Source organism: Bradyrhizobium sp. FW305-F6, assembly GCF_058782905.1.
Window position 1 is genome coordinate 1,213,060 of the sequence record NZ_JBYSYD010000001.1, and the last position, 16,014, is coordinate 1,229,073.

At 65.4% G+C, this 16,014-nt stretch carries 14 protein-coding genes; 11 read left to right on the top strand and 3 right to left on the bottom strand.

The genetic code is table 11. The annotated features are described in order from the left end of the window. Positions 1–97 precede the first annotated feature (97 nt). Positions 98–2,122, top strand: a complete 2,025-nt coding sequence (locus AC3WLX_RS05895; protein ID WP_492335065.1) for a 4Fe-4S binding protein — start codon at positions 98–100, stop codon at positions 2,120–2,122. A gap of 7 nt (positions 2,123–2,129) precedes the next feature. Here AC3WLX_RS05895 and AC3WLX_RS05900 read toward each other — a convergent pair whose 3' ends face one another. Both AC3WLX_RS05900 and AC3WLX_RS05905 read right to left on the bottom strand, forming a co-directional pair. Beyond that, on the bottom strand, positions 2,130–3,371 hold the full coding sequence (locus AC3WLX_RS05900) for a c-type cytochrome (protein ID WP_492335925.1): 1,242 nt from the start codon (positions 3,369–3,371) through the stop codon (positions 2,130–2,132). A 124-nt stretch (positions 3,372–3,495) separates the two neighbouring features. After that, positions 3,496–3,759 carry a hypothetical protein gene (locus AC3WLX_RS05905; protein WP_492335066.1) on the bottom strand — a complete coding sequence of 88 codons (264 nt, stop codon included), beginning with the start codon at positions 3,757–3,759 and terminating at the stop codon, positions 3,496–3,498. Between the two features lie 215 nt (positions 3,760–3,974). On the opposite strand from AC3WLX_RS05905, the gene AC3WLX_RS05910 reads away from it, so the two are divergent. From AC3WLX_RS05910 to AC3WLX_RS05925, 4 genes are all read left to right on the top strand, one after another. After that, the gene (locus AC3WLX_RS05910) at positions 3,975–4,097 is read left to right on the top strand and encodes a hypothetical protein (RefSeq protein ID WP_291621090.1); all 123 of its coding nucleotides are present in this window, start codon (positions 3,975–3,977) and stop codon (positions 4,095–4,097) included. A gap of 496 nt (positions 4,098–4,593) precedes the next feature. After that, entirely contained in the window at positions 4,594–5,940 is a 1,347-nt protein-coding gene (locus AC3WLX_RS05915) for a lipopolysaccharide biosynthesis protein (protein ID WP_492335067.1), read from the top strand. 205 nt (positions 5,941–6,145) lie between these two features. Next, positions 6,146–7,321, top strand: coding sequence for a glycosyltransferase family 4 protein (locus tag AC3WLX_RS05920; RefSeq protein WP_492335068.1), 1,176 nt, complete (start codon positions 6,146–6,148; stop codon positions 7,319–7,321). Positions 7,322–7,350: 29 nt separating this feature from the next. Continuing rightward, positions 7,351–8,886, top strand: coding sequence for a glucosamine inositolphosphorylceramide transferase family protein (locus tag AC3WLX_RS05925; RefSeq protein WP_492335069.1), 1,536 nt, complete (start codon positions 7,351–7,353; stop codon positions 8,884–8,886). Positions 8,887–8,919: 33 nt separating this feature from the next. On the opposite strand, the gene AC3WLX_RS05930 is transcribed toward AC3WLX_RS05925, so the two are convergent. Next, positions 8,920–9,864, bottom strand: a complete 945-nt coding sequence (locus tag AC3WLX_RS05930) for a LysR family transcriptional regulator (RefSeq protein ID WP_291621098.1) — start codon at positions 9,862–9,864, stop codon at positions 8,920–8,922. Between the two features lie 107 nt (positions 9,865–9,971). Here AC3WLX_RS05930 and AC3WLX_RS05935 point away from each other — a divergent pair, with 107 nt between their 5' ends. From AC3WLX_RS05935 to AC3WLX_RS05960, 6 genes are read left to right on the top strand one after another with little or no spacing between them, the layout of a single operon-like run. Next, positions 9,972–10,295 carry a Dabb family protein gene (locus AC3WLX_RS05935; protein WP_492335070.1) on the top strand — a complete coding sequence of 108 codons (324 nt, stop codon included), beginning with the start codon at positions 9,972–9,974 and terminating at the stop codon, positions 10,293–10,295. Beyond that, complete coding sequence (locus AC3WLX_RS05940; RefSeq protein ID WP_492335071.1) at positions 10,292–11,371, top strand: maleylacetate reductase; 1,080 nt, start codon at positions 10,292–10,294, stop codon at positions 11,369–11,371. Before AC3WLX_RS05935 ends, AC3WLX_RS05940 begins: the two co-directional genes overlap by 4 nt. Positions 11,372–11,375: 4 nt before the next feature. After that, on the top strand, positions 11,376–12,740 hold the full coding sequence (locus tag AC3WLX_RS05945) for an amidohydrolase family protein (RefSeq protein ID WP_492335072.1): 1,365 nt from the start codon (positions 11,376–11,378) through the stop codon (positions 12,738–12,740). 21 nt (positions 12,741–12,761) lie between these two features. Continuing rightward, a complete protein-coding gene (locus AC3WLX_RS05950) occupies positions 12,762–13,664 on the top strand; it encodes an NAD(P)-dependent oxidoreductase (protein ID WP_492335073.1) in 903 nt (300 codons plus the stop codon). A gap of 15 nt (positions 13,665–13,679) precedes the next feature. Further along, a complete protein-coding gene (locus AC3WLX_RS05955; protein WP_492335074.1) occupies positions 13,680–14,564 on the top strand; it encodes an intradiol ring-cleavage dioxygenase in 885 nt (294 codons plus the stop codon). Between the two features lie 54 nt (positions 14,565–14,618). Further along, complete coding sequence (locus AC3WLX_RS05960) at positions 14,619–16,013, top strand: FAD-linked oxidase C-terminal domain-containing protein (protein ID WP_492335075.1); 1,395 nt, start codon at positions 14,619–14,621, stop codon at positions 16,011–16,013. Position 16,014: the final 1 nt, after the last annotated feature.

Consider the following 16,014-nt stretch of genomic DNA (forward strand, 5'->3'; position numbering starts at 1 on the left):
AGGCCGTCCTCCGCTTTCCTTTTCTTCCCGAGGGATAATGTCTATACGAGGCGAACGGCCGGCGCGAGTCCGTCGTCGGCGTCCGAATGGCGGAGGGATGAACCTGGAGCAGCCGTCGAAGACCATCCTGATCTGCTCGTGCGAAGACACGATACCCCTCGACGTGGCTGCAATCCGACGCGGATGCCCGAACGGCGAGGTCAAGAGTTTTCGCCACCTCTGCGGTGCGGAACTCGATCACTTCCGCAAAATCGCCGCGACGGATGGCGTGTTGACGGTCGCCTGTACGCAGCAGGCAGCGCAGTTCTCGGACGAGGCCGGCGAACGGGCTGATGCGATCAGCTTCGTCAACATCCGCGAAACGGCCGGCTGGTCGCGCGAGGGCGCGCGAACTGGGGCAAAAATGGCAGCCCTGCTTGCATCTGCCGCCGTCCCTGCTCCCGACTATCCGCTCGTCACCTTGTCGAGCGAGGGCGTGATCCTGGTCTACGGGCGCGATGAGGCCGCGATCGAGGCCGGCCGCCTGCTTGCCGATCACCTCGACGTCACGGTGATGCTGAAGCAACTCGACGACAGGGTGCCGCCGGCTGCAACGGTGTTCCCGATCGTGAAGGGCACGATCCGATCCGCGAAGGGACATTTCGGCGCATTCGAGCTTGCAATCGATGACTATGCGCGTCCCCGCCCCTCCTCGCGCGATCGTTACGTGCTGGACCCGCCGCGCAGCGGCGTCACCTCGCGCTGCGATATCGTGCTCGATCTGTCCGGCGATATGCCGCTGTTTCCTGCCCACGACCTGCGTGACGGCTATCTGCGCGCCGACACGAAAGATCCCGCTGCTGTCCTGCGCGCCGTGCTGGCGGCGCGCGATCTCGTCGGCAGCTTCGACAAGCCGAGATATGTCGAGGTCGCCCCCTCCCTCTGCGCCCACTCGCGCTCGAAGCGCACCGGCTGCCATCGCTGTCTCGATCTTTGCCCGGCCGGGGCGATCACGCCCGCCGGCGATCATGTCGCGATCGATCCGAACATCTGCGCGGGCTGTGGCCAATGCGCGGCGGCCTGCCCGACCGGCGCGGTCTCCTACACGCTGCCGCCCGCCGATACGCAGCTTCAGCGACTTCGCGCCATGCTGCTCGCCTATCGCGAGGCCGGGGGCGCCGATGCGGTGCTGCTCTTTCACGACGACCCGCACGGCACGCCTCTGATCGACGCCCTCGCGCGGCATGGCGACGGCCTGCCGGCGAACGTGCTTCCCTTCGCCGTCAACGAGCTCACGCAAGTGGGGCTGGAAGCCATCGTCGGCGCCTTCGCCTATGGCGTCTCCGCCGTGCGTTTCCTGCTCCGTGCCAAGCCGCGCCACGACGTGACCGGCTTGACGCAGACGATCGCGATGACTGAGGCGATCCTCGGCGGCCTTGGATTTGCGGGCCGTCGCCTCGCCACCGTCGAAACCGACGATCCCGACGCGCTCGGCCAGCATTTGACCGAGATCGGCACGCTGGCCGCGATCGAAACGCCAGCGACCTTCAAGACCGTCGGCAAGCGACGCGACCTGCTGCGGTTCGCCCTCGGCGAACTGCACCGGCTGGCGCCGCAGCCGGTCGACGTGATCGCCCTGCCACAGGGCGCCCCGGTCGGCGCGATCACCGTGGACACCGATGGCTGCACACTGTGCCTCTCCTGCGTCTCGGCCTGCCCGACCGGCGCGCTGCGCGACGATCCCGAGCGTCCCGTGCTGAAATTCATCGAGGATGCCTGCGTGCAGTGCGGCCTGTGCCAGAGCACCTGTCCGGAAAAGGTCATCAGCCTGAAACCGCAGATCGACTTCCGCGCCGCGCGCGCGCCAGCCGCAATCATCAAGGAAGAGGAGCCCGCGCTCTGCGTCCGCTGCAGCACGCCGTTCGGCGTCAAGAGCACGATCGACCGCATCGCGGCCAAGCTCGAAGGCCGGCACTGGATGTATCCGGCCGGCGACAAGCGGATCGAGGCACTCAGGATGTGCGCAGACTGCCGCGTCATCGTCATGAGCGAGCAGCAATTCGACCCGTTCAAGGGCGTTCCGGAACGAACGCCGCCGCGCACGACGGATGACTATCTCCGCCAGCGCGACGACAAGGACTGAAGCGAAACTAGCGCGACGTCGCGCGGCCCAGAAACTCGGTGAGCGCGCGTCGGTCTTCGGCCGAACCGATGCGCTGTTCCGGCATCTTGGTGCCGGGGGTGTAGGCATTCGGGCCAATCTCGAACAGTCTTGCAACCGTCTCGGGCGTCCAGACGATGTCCATCGCCTTCAGCGCATCCGAGAAGCGATACCCCGGGAGCGAAGCGATCTTGCGGCCATAGAGTCCCGCAAGTGACGGGCCGGCACGCTGCACCTCCTTGTCGGAGAGCGTGTGGCAGGCAACACAGGCCCGAAATACATTGGCGCCGTGATCGCCGGCATAGGCCGCGAGCGGATCGGCTGGCGTGCCGATTAGACCAGAGCCGATGGGATCGCCCGTGCGCGCATTCCAGCGCCTGATCCTGCCGTCCGCGCCACCCGTCACCAGCGTCTCGCCGTCGGACAGGAAAGCGACGGACCACACCGGCGGCCCAGGCCCAAGCAGCGTGCGCAGCAACCTGCGCGACTTGCGATCGATGATCGTCACCGTGCCGCCGATGCCGGCCGCAGCGATCAGCGCACCGTCCGCCGACATGGCCAAGGCCACAACCGGTGTCGCACCAGCCGCGACCTCGCCACTGACCTTGCCGTCCGCGGTCAGCATGCGCAGCCTGCCATCGACCGCGCCCGTGATGATTTCACCATCCGGCGCGACGGTCACCGCGTTCAGCGGCGCCGGCAACGTCACGATATCGGGCGGACCATCCGGCAGGCGCCAGATGCGCAGCGCAAGATCGTAGCCGGCGCTGACGAGCCTGCCATCCGGCAGGAAGGCGACGCCGTTGACATTCTGCGTATGCCCTTCAAGAACCTGGGACTTACCGTCCGATAGCGACCAGAGCCGCACCGTCCGGTCCCATGAAGCCGACGCGAGCAGCGCCCCGTCGGGCGATACGGCAAGCGCGGCGATCGGAGCGAGGTGTCCCTCCATGACCCGGTCCGGCTCGGGACGACCGGCCGTCCACACCGCGATTCGTGCATCGGCCCCGGCCGTGATCATGCGGCCGTCTTTCAAAAAAGCGACGGCGTTGACGCCATCAGCATGATAGCGCAGCACCTGCTCTGCGGTCTCGGTCTGAAGCGACCAGCGGATAGCCGCCGTGTCGAAGCTGCCGGAAAGAAGGCTGCGCCCATCGGGCGAAATAGCGAGAGATCGTATCGGGCCACCATGCCCGACCATTTCGGCGTGCACGGAAGACGCGGCAAACATGGCCCACAGCGCTGCCGCCACATTCGTGCACAAAGGCGATCTGTTCATTGCCGACGGGTCCTGCTGACATTCACGGCGTCGAGATTGCCAGAAGAGCCAACGGAAATGAACATCCCGAGACCGTCTACTTGGCCGGTGCCGTCGTGGTCTTGGACGATCCCTCCGGCGCGGCCTGCATGCCCGGCGGGCTCTGGCCCTGGGGACTTTCGGCCGGCGCACCGCCCGACCCCGTGTTGATCGGGCCAGTCCAGCCCTGCGGCTGTAGCTGGCCTTTCTCTTCGGGAGGAGTTTTTTGCGCCGACGGCGAGTCAGTTTGCGCGGGCTGAGCCAGGGCGCTGCCAGCAAGACAAAGTGCCGCGAAGCACAGGATCGTTCTCGATAATGTCACGCAGGGCCTCCGATGCGCTCACTGGGCCTGCAATAAACTTGCAAGGCCTGCTTCGGTTCCGAAGCGTGCAGCTCAACGGCCCAACGCCCGCATCCGCGCGGATTCCGGTAGTCAAGAACCATAGAACCCGGGGCGTCTCGGCGCGATCGATGAGCTTGCCCGCCGCAAGCTGTGTCGTATAGATGGCTCGCTGGTTCAATCGAGGGAGGCTGAGGATGAAGGCGTTTTTGCTTGGCTGCGTCGCGGCCCTGGTCATCGCGATTGCGGGGATGCTGATTCTGAATCGAGTCCAGGAGCCCGCCGCGCAGGCGTTTGCGACGACCGCCGTGCGTCTCTGAGAACCCATCGGAGCTGGCGGCGGCCAGGAGCTCTCGGATCTGAGGCTGCAGCCCCCCGCTCGCCGATGCGCACTCGGAGCGGACCGCGAACCTGCCGACGCCCTCCATGCGCGGCCAGTTCCGCAGATTGAGGTTAATGACCTGCAACGCCAATTTCGCTGCCGCTGTCCCGGCACGCGATTTGCCCGGAGCCCGCAAATCCCGGTTCCCGCCATTTGGGCGAATGATCCTTGCGAACCATTCCGCTCCCGATCGGCCATCTCGCCTTATTTCGACGGCGATGCGGCCCTCGGCCTTCATTCCGTCGAGCCAGGCCTTGCACGATTTGGGGACAATGGAGACGGCGATGTTCCACAGTGAAGCAACCGGCGTCCGCGATATCCTCGGCTGGGCGAGTTTCTGGAATCGTCCATTAACACTCGCCGTTCTTCGGCGTGCTAGATCATCCGCAGTATCGGAATATGTGTCTCCAGGGGAGCGTAGCCCCTAACCTTCCATGATCGAAGTCATCCTCCAGTTCATGCGGCGCGACGTCACGCGCGGTGTTGCCGGGACCATCCTCCTCAAGGTGGGCAGCGGCGTGCTCGCGTTCGCGTTGTTCTCGCTGGCGGCACGAACGATGTCGCCTGACGGCTTCGGCATCTTCGCGACCTGGCTTTCGGTCGCCCAGATCGCAGCTGTCGTCGGGCTGGTCGGCCAGGAATCGTTGCTGGTCAGATTCCTGAACGAGTATCAGGTCGGCAATCGGCCGGACCTGACCAAGGGCGTCCTGCTGTCCAGCTTGAAGATCACCTCTGCCGCAATGCTGATCGTCATCGCCGGGATCGCCGGCGTGGCGAGCACACGGGGAAACGGTTGGCTGCTGGTCATTGCGGTGTCGGCCTACACCGCCGTCAACGCTGGCGTGATGCTCGGTAGCCAGGTCGCACGATCGCTGGTCAGCATCCTCATGGGCGAAGGCAATCGCGAGTTCTTCTGGCGAGCCATCGTCGTGCTGTTCCTGCTGGCCGTGCTGCTCGGCCATCGGCAGCTCGATCCCGCCGAGTTGTTTGCGGTGATGACGATTGCCCTGTCGGTCGGCCTCGCTGCGCAGGTCATTTCGACCGCGCGGGTCCTGCCGGATTTTCGCAACACGCCGGCGCGATTCGAATCGGCGCGCTGGCGATCGAGTGCCCCGCACTTCTGGCTGGCCTCGATCCTCGAAGCGGCCAACCAGTATTTCGACGTCATCCTGGTCTACTGGATGCTGGATCCGGCGACCGCCGGTATCTACTTTGCAGCCTCGCGCCTCGCCAACATCTTCGCCATGCTGTCCGCGGCGCTGTACACGTTCGGCGCGCGCCGGCTCCCGTCGCTGTATTTCAGCAAGAACCAAAAGGAATTCGAGCGGACCTTGAAGTTGATGGCGGAAGTGACCGCGCTGTGCGTCATCGCCGGCCTCGCCGCGATCTGGCTCGGCGGCGACTACCTCCTCAACCTGTTCGGACCTCATTTCACCGAGCAGCACTCGGTCCTGATCGTGCTCGCAATCGGAACCGCCATCCAGGCGGCGGGCGGTCCGTCTGCCGCGATCCTGCAGCTGACCGGTCATGAACGGATCTATGTCCCCGTCGTAGCCGCCAACGTCACGCTGCGGCTCGTAGGATTTCTCGTCCTCATTCCCTGGCTCGGCCTGCTTGGCGCCGCCATTTCGGCGACCGTCTCACTCACGCTGGCGACGATTGCCCTGAACGTTCTCTGCCGCCGGCGAAGCGGAGTCGATCCTTCAGTCCTCGTGCTCTTGCGCTGGCCAGCATCGAGACGTGGCAATTATGCAGTGCGCAGCGCCGACTCGTGCGACTAGGTGTCACGCACGCGCAACGCGCATCACCGATTGGTTAACGCGCGCGCCGCGTACCCGGCGGGACCCCGCAAGAATGTGGGACGAACGATGTCGTCGCCGTTGCTCGCATTAACTCCGTTTGTTGCTAGTCCTATCCCCATCATGCCCGCATGGTAGGTACGGAGTTAAGAAGGTGAAGATTTCGTTTCTTTAGCGGTCGGGATCCGTGCTCCACTACCAGCCGAACAAGCAATCGGGCGAGACGAACGCGACGGCGCCCGCACGGTCAGGCCGTGGCGGGCCGAAGCTGCACGTGCTTCTCGCACAAACGCAGGCGGAGAATGCCGGTGCGCAGGAGATCTCCCGGCTTCTCGGCGCCGGGCTGGTCGCGCGCGGCTACCGGGTCAATCATCTGTTCTTCTTCCGCAAATCCAGCTCTTTCGATGAGCCGCCCGATACGCTCTACTGCGCGCCGGGCCGGCCGGGCAATCCGGTGGCGCTGCTGCGGATGCTCTGGACGCTCGGCCGCCATATCCGGACCACCAGGCCCGACGCCGTCCTGACATTCCAGCATTTCGGCAACGTCATCGGCGCTGGCGTGACGCGCCTCGTCAGCCGCGCGCCTGTTGTCGCAAATCAGGTCTCGTCCACACTGGCGATGGGCTGGCCGATCCGCACCGCGGACATCATCATGGGCAGCATCGGTTTCTTCGACCGCATCACGCTCAACTCACGGGACATGGAACGCGAGTATTCGCGATATCCCGCCGCCTATCGATCGCGCATGGTGCATGTGCCTCACGGCTTCGACGACAAGGCCCTCATCCTGTCGAAGGAGGCAGCGCGACAAAAGCTCGACCTGCCGCCGGATCGCGTCCTGCTCGGCTGCGCTGCGAGGCTGCATCCACACAAGCGGCTCGATGCCGCGATACGTTTGTTGCCGGACGAGCCCTCCTGGCACCTTGCGCTCGCCGGCCAGGGAGCCGACGAGGCCCGGCTCAGGCAGCTCGCGAATGAATTGAAAGTATCGGACAGGCTACATTTCCTCGGGGAGATTGCGCCCAGCGAAATGGGGGACTTCCTGGCCTGTCTGGACGTGTTCGTATTTCCGACGCAGGCCGAGACCTTCGGTCTGGCGGCGGTCGAGGCCGCAAACGCCGGAGTTCCCTCCGTCGTGACGGACCTTCCCGTCCTGCGCGAAGTGCTGTCCTACCGGGGCAGACCGACCGCACTTTTCGTCGAGGCCTCCGATCATGCGAAGTTGTCCGCAGCCGTCTCCAGGCTGCTGACCGACAATCAATTGCGCGACGAACTGCGACAAAACGCCAAAGGCCTGCGGCTGCGCTATTCGGTAGATGCCATGGTGGAGGAATACATCCGAATTCTCGATCAGGTCGTTTGACCTGATGCGCTGAGACAGATTGGCTCGACATGATCATCGAGTTTCGCTGTGAACGTGAGTACGCGCGGCGCTGGATGTGCCGCAAGACGCTGTCGGTCGACGGCCGGGACGTACCGGTGCAGGTTGCATGGACGGCGACGGTCGAGCCGCGGCCCGCAGGACTAGACGCCCTGTTCGAGCTCGAACGCGTGGTGTTGCACAAGGGCAAGCACAGCGACGCCGGCAAGCCGACCGTCATTCCGGCAGGGACGCAGGTTGGTCCCGAGACGGCCGACGTGATCGTCGATTTCACGGGCGCCGCGCGGGATCCGAATTGCCCTGCCCGGCTGTATCTCCGGCCGCTGTTCAACGGAGGCGCAGGCGAAAACGCGGCGCTCGCCGCCATTCTCGCCGGCGACCTGCCCGTGATCGACATCGTCAACGAGATCGACGGCTCGGTGCTCGACCGTGGCCACCCGTCCGGAGAAATCGCCGCAGGCCTCAGCGGCGCATTGGAGACGGTCATGGCGCGCACCCTGACGATGGTGGCTGCCATCGTCTCGGGCAGGCCACGCATCGTGCCGCAGCTGGTGCCCTCCGCAGGACATGTCGCGCCTGGAGGCCCCGTCGGCTATGTCGCGCGCGGCCTTGCCGTATCGGTCGCCAAGGAGATCTATCGCCTGTGCTGCTATGCCCCGCATTGGCACGTCGGATGGCGGTTCAACGACGGCGCGCATGTCTGGCAGACCGGAGATCTGTCGGGTCCGAGCTGGAACGTTCTGGGAGATCCCGGAGACCACTTCTATGCCGATCCCTTTCCCATCACGTGGCAGGGACGAACATTCGTCTTCTTCGAAGATCTCGATCACCGGGTCGGAAAGGGCATCATCTCGGCCATCGGGTTCAATGATGAGGGGCCGGTAGGAGAAGCCGTGCCCGTGCTGGAGGAGCCCTGGCACCTCTCGTACCCGTTTCTGATCGAGAGCGATGGCGCGTTGTGGATGATCCCGGAGAGCTCACTCCACGGCGACGTCGCGCTCTACAAATGCGTTCGTTTTCCGGACAAATGGGAGCGGCACGCGACGCTGCTGTCCGGCCTCGAACTGGCGGACGCGACGATCACGCAGCATGACGGCCTGCACTATCTATTCGGCGCCTGGCGCGACGGAGCGGGCGGTTACTCGGATTCGCTGGCGATCTATTACGCCGATCACCTCCTGGGGCCCTGGTTGCCTCACGCCAGCAATCCGGTCCTGATCGACCGTGCAAGCGCGCGGCCGGCAGGCAACTTCGTCACTCTCAATGGCAAATTGTGGCGGCCGGTCCAGAACTGTGCCGATGGGTATGGCGCAGCGCTCGCCCTGGCGGAGGTGGTCGAGCTGTCGCCGACGACGTTCAAGCAGATCGTCCGCCACTCGTTGAAGCCGGGACCGCTATGGCCCGGGCGGAAGCTGCACACGCTGAACCGCTGCGGTCGGCTCGAGGTGATCGACGGATCGCGCGTTCAACCCAAGACTCGCGCCCTCGCAAGTCGATTTCCATCGACCGTCTTGTCTGCACGAACCAGCCCGAGCTCGGCTGTCTGATCGGCGTTTGTCTGGCCTGCCCGCTCCGGGCGATCAGGATTCTCCGGTGCCCCGTTCATTTGCCGCGTCGATCCATATGCCGGGCGCCGAATGCTCGCGGATATGACTGACGAGGAAGTCGGAGAATACCCTGATCTTGGCGGGCAGCCTGACGCGGTTCTGATAGGCGATGTTCATGGTGAGCAGCGGCAGCTGCCAGTCCCTCAGCACGGGCACCAGCCGGCCGGCGGCAATATCGCCCTGCACGATGTAGAGCGGCTGGATCAGGATGCCGAGCCCTGCGCGCGCCGCACCACAGATGATCTGGCCGTCATTGCTGTCGAGCGTCGGTGCGATCCGCACCGTCTGCGTCGTGCTGCCCTGGCTCAGCCGCAGCGAATAGGGATCGTTGGCGAGGTTGTAGATCAGCATGTTGTGGCGGGCGAGATCGGCGGGATGTTCGGGCCTGCCGTGCTTCTCCAGATATGACGGAGCTGCCGCGAGCACGCGGTGCATCTGGCCGATGCGACGAACGACGATGTTGGAATCCGGTTCGTGCTCGCGGGTACGGATCGCAACGTCAATGCCGGCTTCGATGAAGTCGAGATAGCGGTTCGCGCTGATGATCTGCACGCTGAGATCAGGATAGAGCGCGCGGAAGGCCGGCAGCATCGGCGCGAGGTAGATCATCGCGAAGGACAGCGAGCTCGTCACGCGCAGCATGCCCTTTGGCGACAGCGCGCGGTCGGAGACGGCGTCCTCGGCCTCGGCGAGCTCGTTCAGAAGCGTGCTGCAGCGCTGCAGCAGTTCCTGTCCTGCTTCGGTCAGCCATTGCCGGCGCGTGTTGCGCTCGATCAGCCGAACCGCAAGGCGCTCCTCAAGCGCACTGAGATGGCGGCTGGCGGCCGCGTTCGACATCCGCAGGATTTCGGCAGCCTTGGACAGACTGCCGAGCTCCGCGGTTTTGGAGAAGACCTCGAGTTGGAGCAGCCGGTCCATTTTTGCGAAATAAGGAAAAGAGACTTACTAATTTTGACCTTTATTTCCGATTTCTGCAAGGCAAAATAGCGCCAACAAAGCACAATCGCAGGCGAGGAAATCAGGAAATGTCGGGCCCGATCAGGCACATCGTGATGTGGCGACTGCGCGGGGAGACGCCCGCGGAGCGCTCGGCCGCCCGGCTCAAGGTCAAGACCCTGTTCGAGGGCCTCAAGGGCCGGATCGACGGCCTCACCCATATCGAAGTCGGCATGGACGTCAGCGCGGTCGACTACGCCTGCGACGTGGTCCTGTTCTCCGAGTTCACCGACCAGGCCGCCCTTGCCGCCTACGCCAACCACCCGGAGCATCTGCGCGTGCGAGAGGCCCTGGGCGACTTGCGGATCGGGCGCTTCCAGGTCGATTATCCCATCAAAGAGGCCGGCGCATGATCGGCTCGTTCACCTTTGAAAACCTGCCCTGCCGTGTCGTGTTCGGCATCGGAACCTTGGCTAGCGCCCGGGCCGAAGTCGAGCGGCTCGGCGGCAAGCGCGCGCTGGTGCTGACGACGCCGCAGCAGGAGGCGCAGGGCAAGAGCCTGGGCGCCGCACTCGGCCCGCTCCATGCCGGCATCTTCTCGGGCGCCACCATGCACACGCCGGTCGACGTCACGGAACGCGCGCTCGCGGCGATGAAGGCATGCGAGGCCGACTGCGTCGTCTCGCTCGGCGGCGGCTCGACCACGGGGCTCGGCAAGGCGCTGGCCTTGCGCACCGGCGTGAACCAGCTCTGCATCCCCACCACCTATGCCGGCTCGGAAATGACGCCGATCCTGGGCCAGACCGAGAACGGCCTGAAGACCACGGTGCGCGATGCGGCGGTGCTGCCGGAGACCGTGATCTACGACGTCGATCTCACTTTGACGCTGCCGGCAAGTCTCGCCGCGACATCCGGCATCAATGCGATCGCCCATGCGGTCGAGGCGCTCTATGCGCGCGACGCCAATCCTGTCACCTCGCTGATGGCGGAAGAGGGCATCCGCGCGCTGGCTCGCGCCCTGCCCGCGATCGCCGCCAGAAGCGACGACCGCGAGGCCCGCACCGAGGCGCTCTATGGCGCCTGGCTCTGCGGCGTCTGTCTCGGCACCGTCGGCATGGCGCTGCATCACAAGCTCTGCCATACGCTCGGCGGCACCTTCGATCTGCCGCACGCCGAGACCCACACCATCGTGCTGCCGCATGCGCTGGCCTATAACGCGCCTGATGTGCCCGATGCGATGGCGCGCATCTCGCGCGCGATCGGCGCCGCCGACGCAGCCCAGGGTCTCTACGACCTTGCCAAGCGGCTGGGTGCGAAGCTTGCGCTGCGTGACGTCGGCATGCCCGAGAGCGGCATCGAGAAGGCGGCCGATCTCGCGGTCACAAACGCCTACTGGAATCCACGGCCGCTCGAGCGCGGCGCCATTCGCGACCTGATTGCACGTGCCTGGGCCGGCGAGCCACCCGGCGTCATGAAAGCGGCGGCTTGAAGCAATGCGGCGCACCCTGATCAGATCCGCAACCGTCATCAGCATGGATGATGCGATCGGCGATCTCGCGACCGGTGATGTGCTGGTCGAGGGCAGCCGTATCGCCGACGTGCGGTCGTCGATCGAGGTCGCGGCGGACGTCGAAATCATTGACGGCACGGGTCGCATCGTCATCCCCGGCCTCATCAACGCGCACATGCACACCTGGCAGACGGGATTGCGCGGCTTTGCCACGAACTGGACGCTGCTGGAATATTTTCGCCGCATGCATGCCGGGCTCGCGACAGTGTTCCGGCCCGACGACATCTACATCGCAACGCTGGTCGGCGCGCTGAACCAGATCAACCACGGCGTCACCACGCTGGTCGACTGGTGCCACAACAATCCGACTCCCGATCATACCGACGCCGCCGTGCGCGGCCTGATCGAGAGCGGCATTCGTGCCGCCTTCTTCCATGGCTCGCCGAAGCCCGAGCCGAAGCCGGGCGAGCCGCATTTCTCGGAAGTGCCGCATCCGCGCCGCGAGGTCGAGCGGCTCTTGGCCGGTCCCCTCGCCAACCGCGACGGCCTCGTCACGCTCGGGCTCGCCATTCTCGGCCCGCATTATTCGACGCTCGACGTCGCCATGCATGATTTCCGCCTGACGCGGGAGCTCAACCTGATCGCATCGATGCATCAGGGCGGCGGTCCGGCCAAGACGCCCGGCGGCTGGGAGCAGCTGATCGAAGCCGGCCTCGTCGGCGCGGGCGTCAACATCGTGCATGGCAACGATCTGCCTGATGACCTGCTCGATCGTCTCGTCGATCTCGGCGTGTCCTTCTCGATCACGCCCGAAAACGAGATGATTCAGGGCCACGGCTTTCCGATCACCGGCCGGCTGCTGAAGCGCGGCGTCCGCCCTTCCATCGGCATCGATCTGGAATCCGTGCTGGCCGGCGATCTGCTCTCTGCCGCCCGCATCGCGCTGTCGATGCAGCGGGCGCTCGACAACGCGGAGTCGCGCCGCGTGAGCGGCACCATTCCGGCGACGACCACGATTCCCGTGCGCGAAGCGCTGCGCTGGATCACGACGGAAGGCGCCCGCATGCTCGGCCGTGAGCACCAGATCGGATCGCTGACACTGGGAAAGCTCGCCGATCTCGTCATCATCGACGCCTCCGGTCTCGATCTCGTTCCCGTGCATGATCCCGTCGCGACCGTCGTGATGCAGACGGGCCTTGCCAATATCGAGGCCGTCATGATCGGCGGCAGGTGGAAGAAGCGGGACGGCCGCTTGCTGGTCGACGGGCTGGAGGCGAAGAAAAAGCTGCTTGTGCAATCTGGCCAGCGGCTGGTGCAAGACATCGAACGACAGGGCCACGCTGCGTGACGGCGCCAATGGACAACAACAATGACTGACGTTTCGAAGAATGTTGCTTTCATCGGGATCGGCAAAATGGGCCTGCCGATGTCGGTGCTCGTCGCCAAGGCCGGCTACGCGGTGACCGCATTCGACCAGAGCGCGGCGCGGAGCAACGAAGCCCGCGGGCAAGGCATTGCGATTGCCGCATCGCCGGCCGAGGCCGTGAGCGGCAAGCCGGCTGTCGTGACGTCCCTTCCCGATGACGCGGCCCTGCGCGGCGCGCTGCTCGGCCCTGCCGGCATCATCACGGCGTTAGCGCCCGGCGCCGTTCTCGTCGAAACCAGCACCGTGAGCGTCGAAGCGTCCAGCGAGGTTGCCGCCGCGGCGCAGGCGCGTGGCATTTCCTATCTGCGCTCGCCGGTCTCCGGCAACGCCAGCATCGTTCACACCGGCGCGCTGACCTGCTTTGTGTCGGGGCCGAGGGAGGCCTTCGAAGGCGCGAAGCCGCTGTTCGCCGCCTTCACCCGCGCCCAGACCTATCTGGGGCCTGCAGAGGAAGCCCGCTACGCCAAACTATCTGTCAATCTCATGATCGCGGTGTCGGCCGCGATGATGGCCGAGAGCCTGGCGCTGGCGCGCAAGGGCGGCATCGCCTGGCAGGACATCCTGAAGGTGCTCGACGACAGCGCGGTGGCCTCACCGATGGTGAAATACAAGACTGCGCCGCTGCGGACGCGCGATTTCGAGTCGACGTTCTCCTGCAAGCAGATGGCCAAGGACCTCGATCTCATCCTCGGTGCCGGCCACGCTGTCGGCGTGCCGCTGCAGCTCGCGGCGCAGGTGCGCGAGACCTATGGCTCGCTGGTCGCACAGGGCGACGGCGACACTGATTTCATCGCGACCGTCAAACATCTCGAAAGGCTATCCGGCCTCGGCGAGCCGAAGCTGTGATCAACGGAGGCCCAGATGCGTAACTTCAACGAGAGCACGATCACGGACGCGGTGCTGGAGCGGATCGCGGGCGCGAGCGACCCGCGCATCAAGGAGGTGAGCGAAGCGCTGGTGCGTCACCTTCACGCCTTCGTCCGCGAGGTGCGGCCGACCCAGAAGGAATGGGAGTTCGGCATCGACTTCCTGACCCGCACCGGGCACATGTGCAACGACAAGCGCCAGGAATTCATCCTGCTGTCGGACACGCTCGGCGTCTCCATGCTGGTCGACGCCATCAACCATCCGGTGCCGGAAGGCGCCACCGAGACCACGGTGCTCGGGCCGTTCTTCGTCCAGGCCGCGCCGGAAAAGGACAGCGGCGCCGACATTTCCGGTCCGATGGAAGGCGATCCGATGTTTGTCACCGGCTCGGTCTCGACCGCCGACGGAAAGCCGCTCGCGGGGGCGGTGGTCGACGTCTGGCATTCCGACGACGACGGCTATTACGACGTCCAGCAGCTCGACGAGATCGGCGATCTCGCAATGCGCGCGCGCTTCCACACCGATGCGAACGGCCGCTTCCATTTCTGGTCGATCAAGCCTGCCGCTTATCCCATTCCGCATGACGGGCCGGTCGGCGACATGCTGGAGGCGCAGGGACGTCACCCCTGGCGTCCTGCCCATGTCCACTTCATGATCTCAGCGCCAGGTTTCGAGCAGCTGGTGACGCACGTGTTCGTTGCCGGCGACCAATATCTCGACAGCGACGTGGTGTTCGGCGTCAAGGACAGCCTGATCCGGGAGTTCGTCCCTCATCCCGCCGGCCGTGCGCCGGATGGTCGCATGGTCGAGCGCGCGTATTTTCATCTCAACTACGATTTCGGCCTGAAGCAGCTCGCGAGCAACGCGAGAGCCGCTTAAGCTGGACGTCGGACCAACAAGAGTCCGGCAACGGGAGCAGACGGGAGCTTGAGGATGGGACCGCGGGTCAGCACGGGCATATTGGCCGAGCGCCTCACTGGCATGATCGGCCCGCGCGCGAGCGTCGCGCGTGCCGTGCTCGATCAGCATGGCCAGAGCGAGTCGCACTATCGGAGCCTGCCGCCGGACATCGTCGTCTTCCCGGAGACGACGCAGGAGGTCGCCGAGATCGTCAAGCTCTGCGCCAGCGCGGGTATGCCGATCGTCCCGTTCGGCGCCGGCACCTCGCTCGAAGGCAATGCAGCCGCCGTCGCGGGCGGCGTCTGCTTCGACTTCGCGCGGATGAACAAGGTACTGGCCGTGCACGACAGCGATATGGACGTCGTGGTGCAACCCGGTATCACGCGCAAGCAGCTCAATGCGGAGCTGCGCAATACCGGCCTGTTCTTCCCGATCGACCCCGGCGCTGACGCTTCGATCGGCGGCATGACCTCGACGCGCGCCTCCGGCACGATGGCGGTGCGCTACGGCACCATGAAGGACAATGTCATGGCGCTCGAGGTGGTGCTGGCCGATGGCCGCGTGATCCGCACCGCGCGACGCGCGCGCAAATCGGCGGCCGGGTATGACCTCACGCGCATGTTCGTCGGCGCGGAGGGCACGCTCGGAATCATCACCGAGATCACGCTGAAGGTTCATCCGGTGCCGCAGGCGATCTCGGCCGCGGTGTGCAGCTTCGATACCCTCCACGATGCGGTGGATACCGCGATCTCCGTGATCCAGTCCGCAATTCCCGTGGCGCGCGTCGAGCTGCTCGACGACGTCATGATGCGCGGCATAAACGCTTACGCAAAACTCGGCTATCGCGAGGCGCCCACGCTGTTCTTCGAATTCCACGGCTCGGAGAACTCCGTTGCCGAGCAGGCCGAGGCGGCGCAAGCCATCGCCGCCGACCATGGCGGCCATGGCTTTGCCTGGGCGAAGGCGCCGGAAGATCGCAGCCGGCTCTGGCACGCCCGCGACAACACCCTGTATGCCGGCCTCGGCCTGCGGCCCGGTGCGCGGGCCGTGATCACCGATGTCTGCGTGCCGATCTCCCGTCTGGCGGAATGCCTGACCGAGACGCGGCGCGATGCCGACGAGCACGGCTTCACCGCGCCGATCGTCGGCCATGTCGGCGACGGCAATTTCCACATGCTGATCCTGATCGACCCAGCCAAGCCCGAAGAGGCCGAAGACGCCAAGGCGCTGCAGGCCCGCATGGTCGCCCGCGCCATCGCCATGGACGGCACCTGCACCGGCGAGCACGGCATCGGGCTCGGCAAGATCGGTTATCTCGCCGACGAGCTCGGCGAGGCCGTCGACGTGATGCGGTCGATCAAGACCGCGCTCGATCCGAATGGGCTGATGAACCCCGGAAAGATCTTTTCAGGCGGAGCCAAGACATGAG

What these genes read in the sequence shown, in the direction of transcription:
- AC3WLX_RS05895 (WP_492335065.1), top strand. Translation starts at nt 98, where the DNA reads ATGAACCTGGAGCAGCCGTCGAAGACCATCCTGATCTGCTCGTGCGAA.
- AC3WLX_RS05900 (WP_492335925.1), bottom strand. Translation starts at nt 3,371, where the DNA reads ATGTTTGCCGCGTCTTCCGTGCACGCCGAAATGGTCGGGCATGGTGGC.
- AC3WLX_RS05910 (WP_291621090.1), top strand. Translation starts at nt 3,975, where the DNA reads ATGAAGGCGTTTTTGCTTGGCTGCGTCGCGGCCCTGGTCATCGCGATT.
- AC3WLX_RS05915 (WP_492335067.1), top strand. Translation starts at nt 4,594, where the DNA reads ATGATCGAAGTCATCCTCCAGTTCATGCGGCGCGACGTCACGCGCGGT.
- AC3WLX_RS05925 (WP_492335069.1), top strand. Translation starts at nt 7,351, where the DNA reads ATGATCATCGAGTTTCGCTGTGAACGTGAGTACGCGCGGCGCTGGATG.
- AC3WLX_RS05930 (WP_291621098.1), bottom strand. Translation starts at nt 9,864, where the DNA reads ATGGACCGGCTGCTCCAACTCGAGGTCTTCTCCAAAACCGCGGAGCTC.
- AC3WLX_RS05935 (WP_492335070.1), top strand. Translation starts at nt 9,972, where the DNA reads ATGTCGGGCCCGATCAGGCACATCGTGATGTGGCGACTGCGCGGGGAG.
- AC3WLX_RS05940 (WP_492335071.1), top strand. Translation starts at nt 10,292, where the DNA reads ATGATCGGCTCGTTCACCTTTGAAAACCTGCCCTGCCGTGTCGTGTTC.
- AC3WLX_RS05945 (WP_492335072.1), top strand. Translation starts at nt 11,376, where the DNA reads ATGCGGCGCACCCTGATCAGATCCGCAACCGTCATCAGCATGGATGAT.
- AC3WLX_RS05950 (WP_492335073.1), top strand. Translation starts at nt 12,762, where the DNA reads ATGACTGACGTTTCGAAGAATGTTGCTTTCATCGGGATCGGCAAAATG.
- AC3WLX_RS05955 (WP_492335074.1), top strand. Translation starts at nt 13,680, where the DNA reads ATGCGTAACTTCAACGAGAGCACGATCACGGACGCGGTGCTGGAGCGG.
- AC3WLX_RS05960 (WP_492335075.1), top strand. Translation starts at nt 14,619, where the DNA reads ATGGGACCGCGGGTCAGCACGGGCATATTGGCCGAGCGCCTCACTGGC.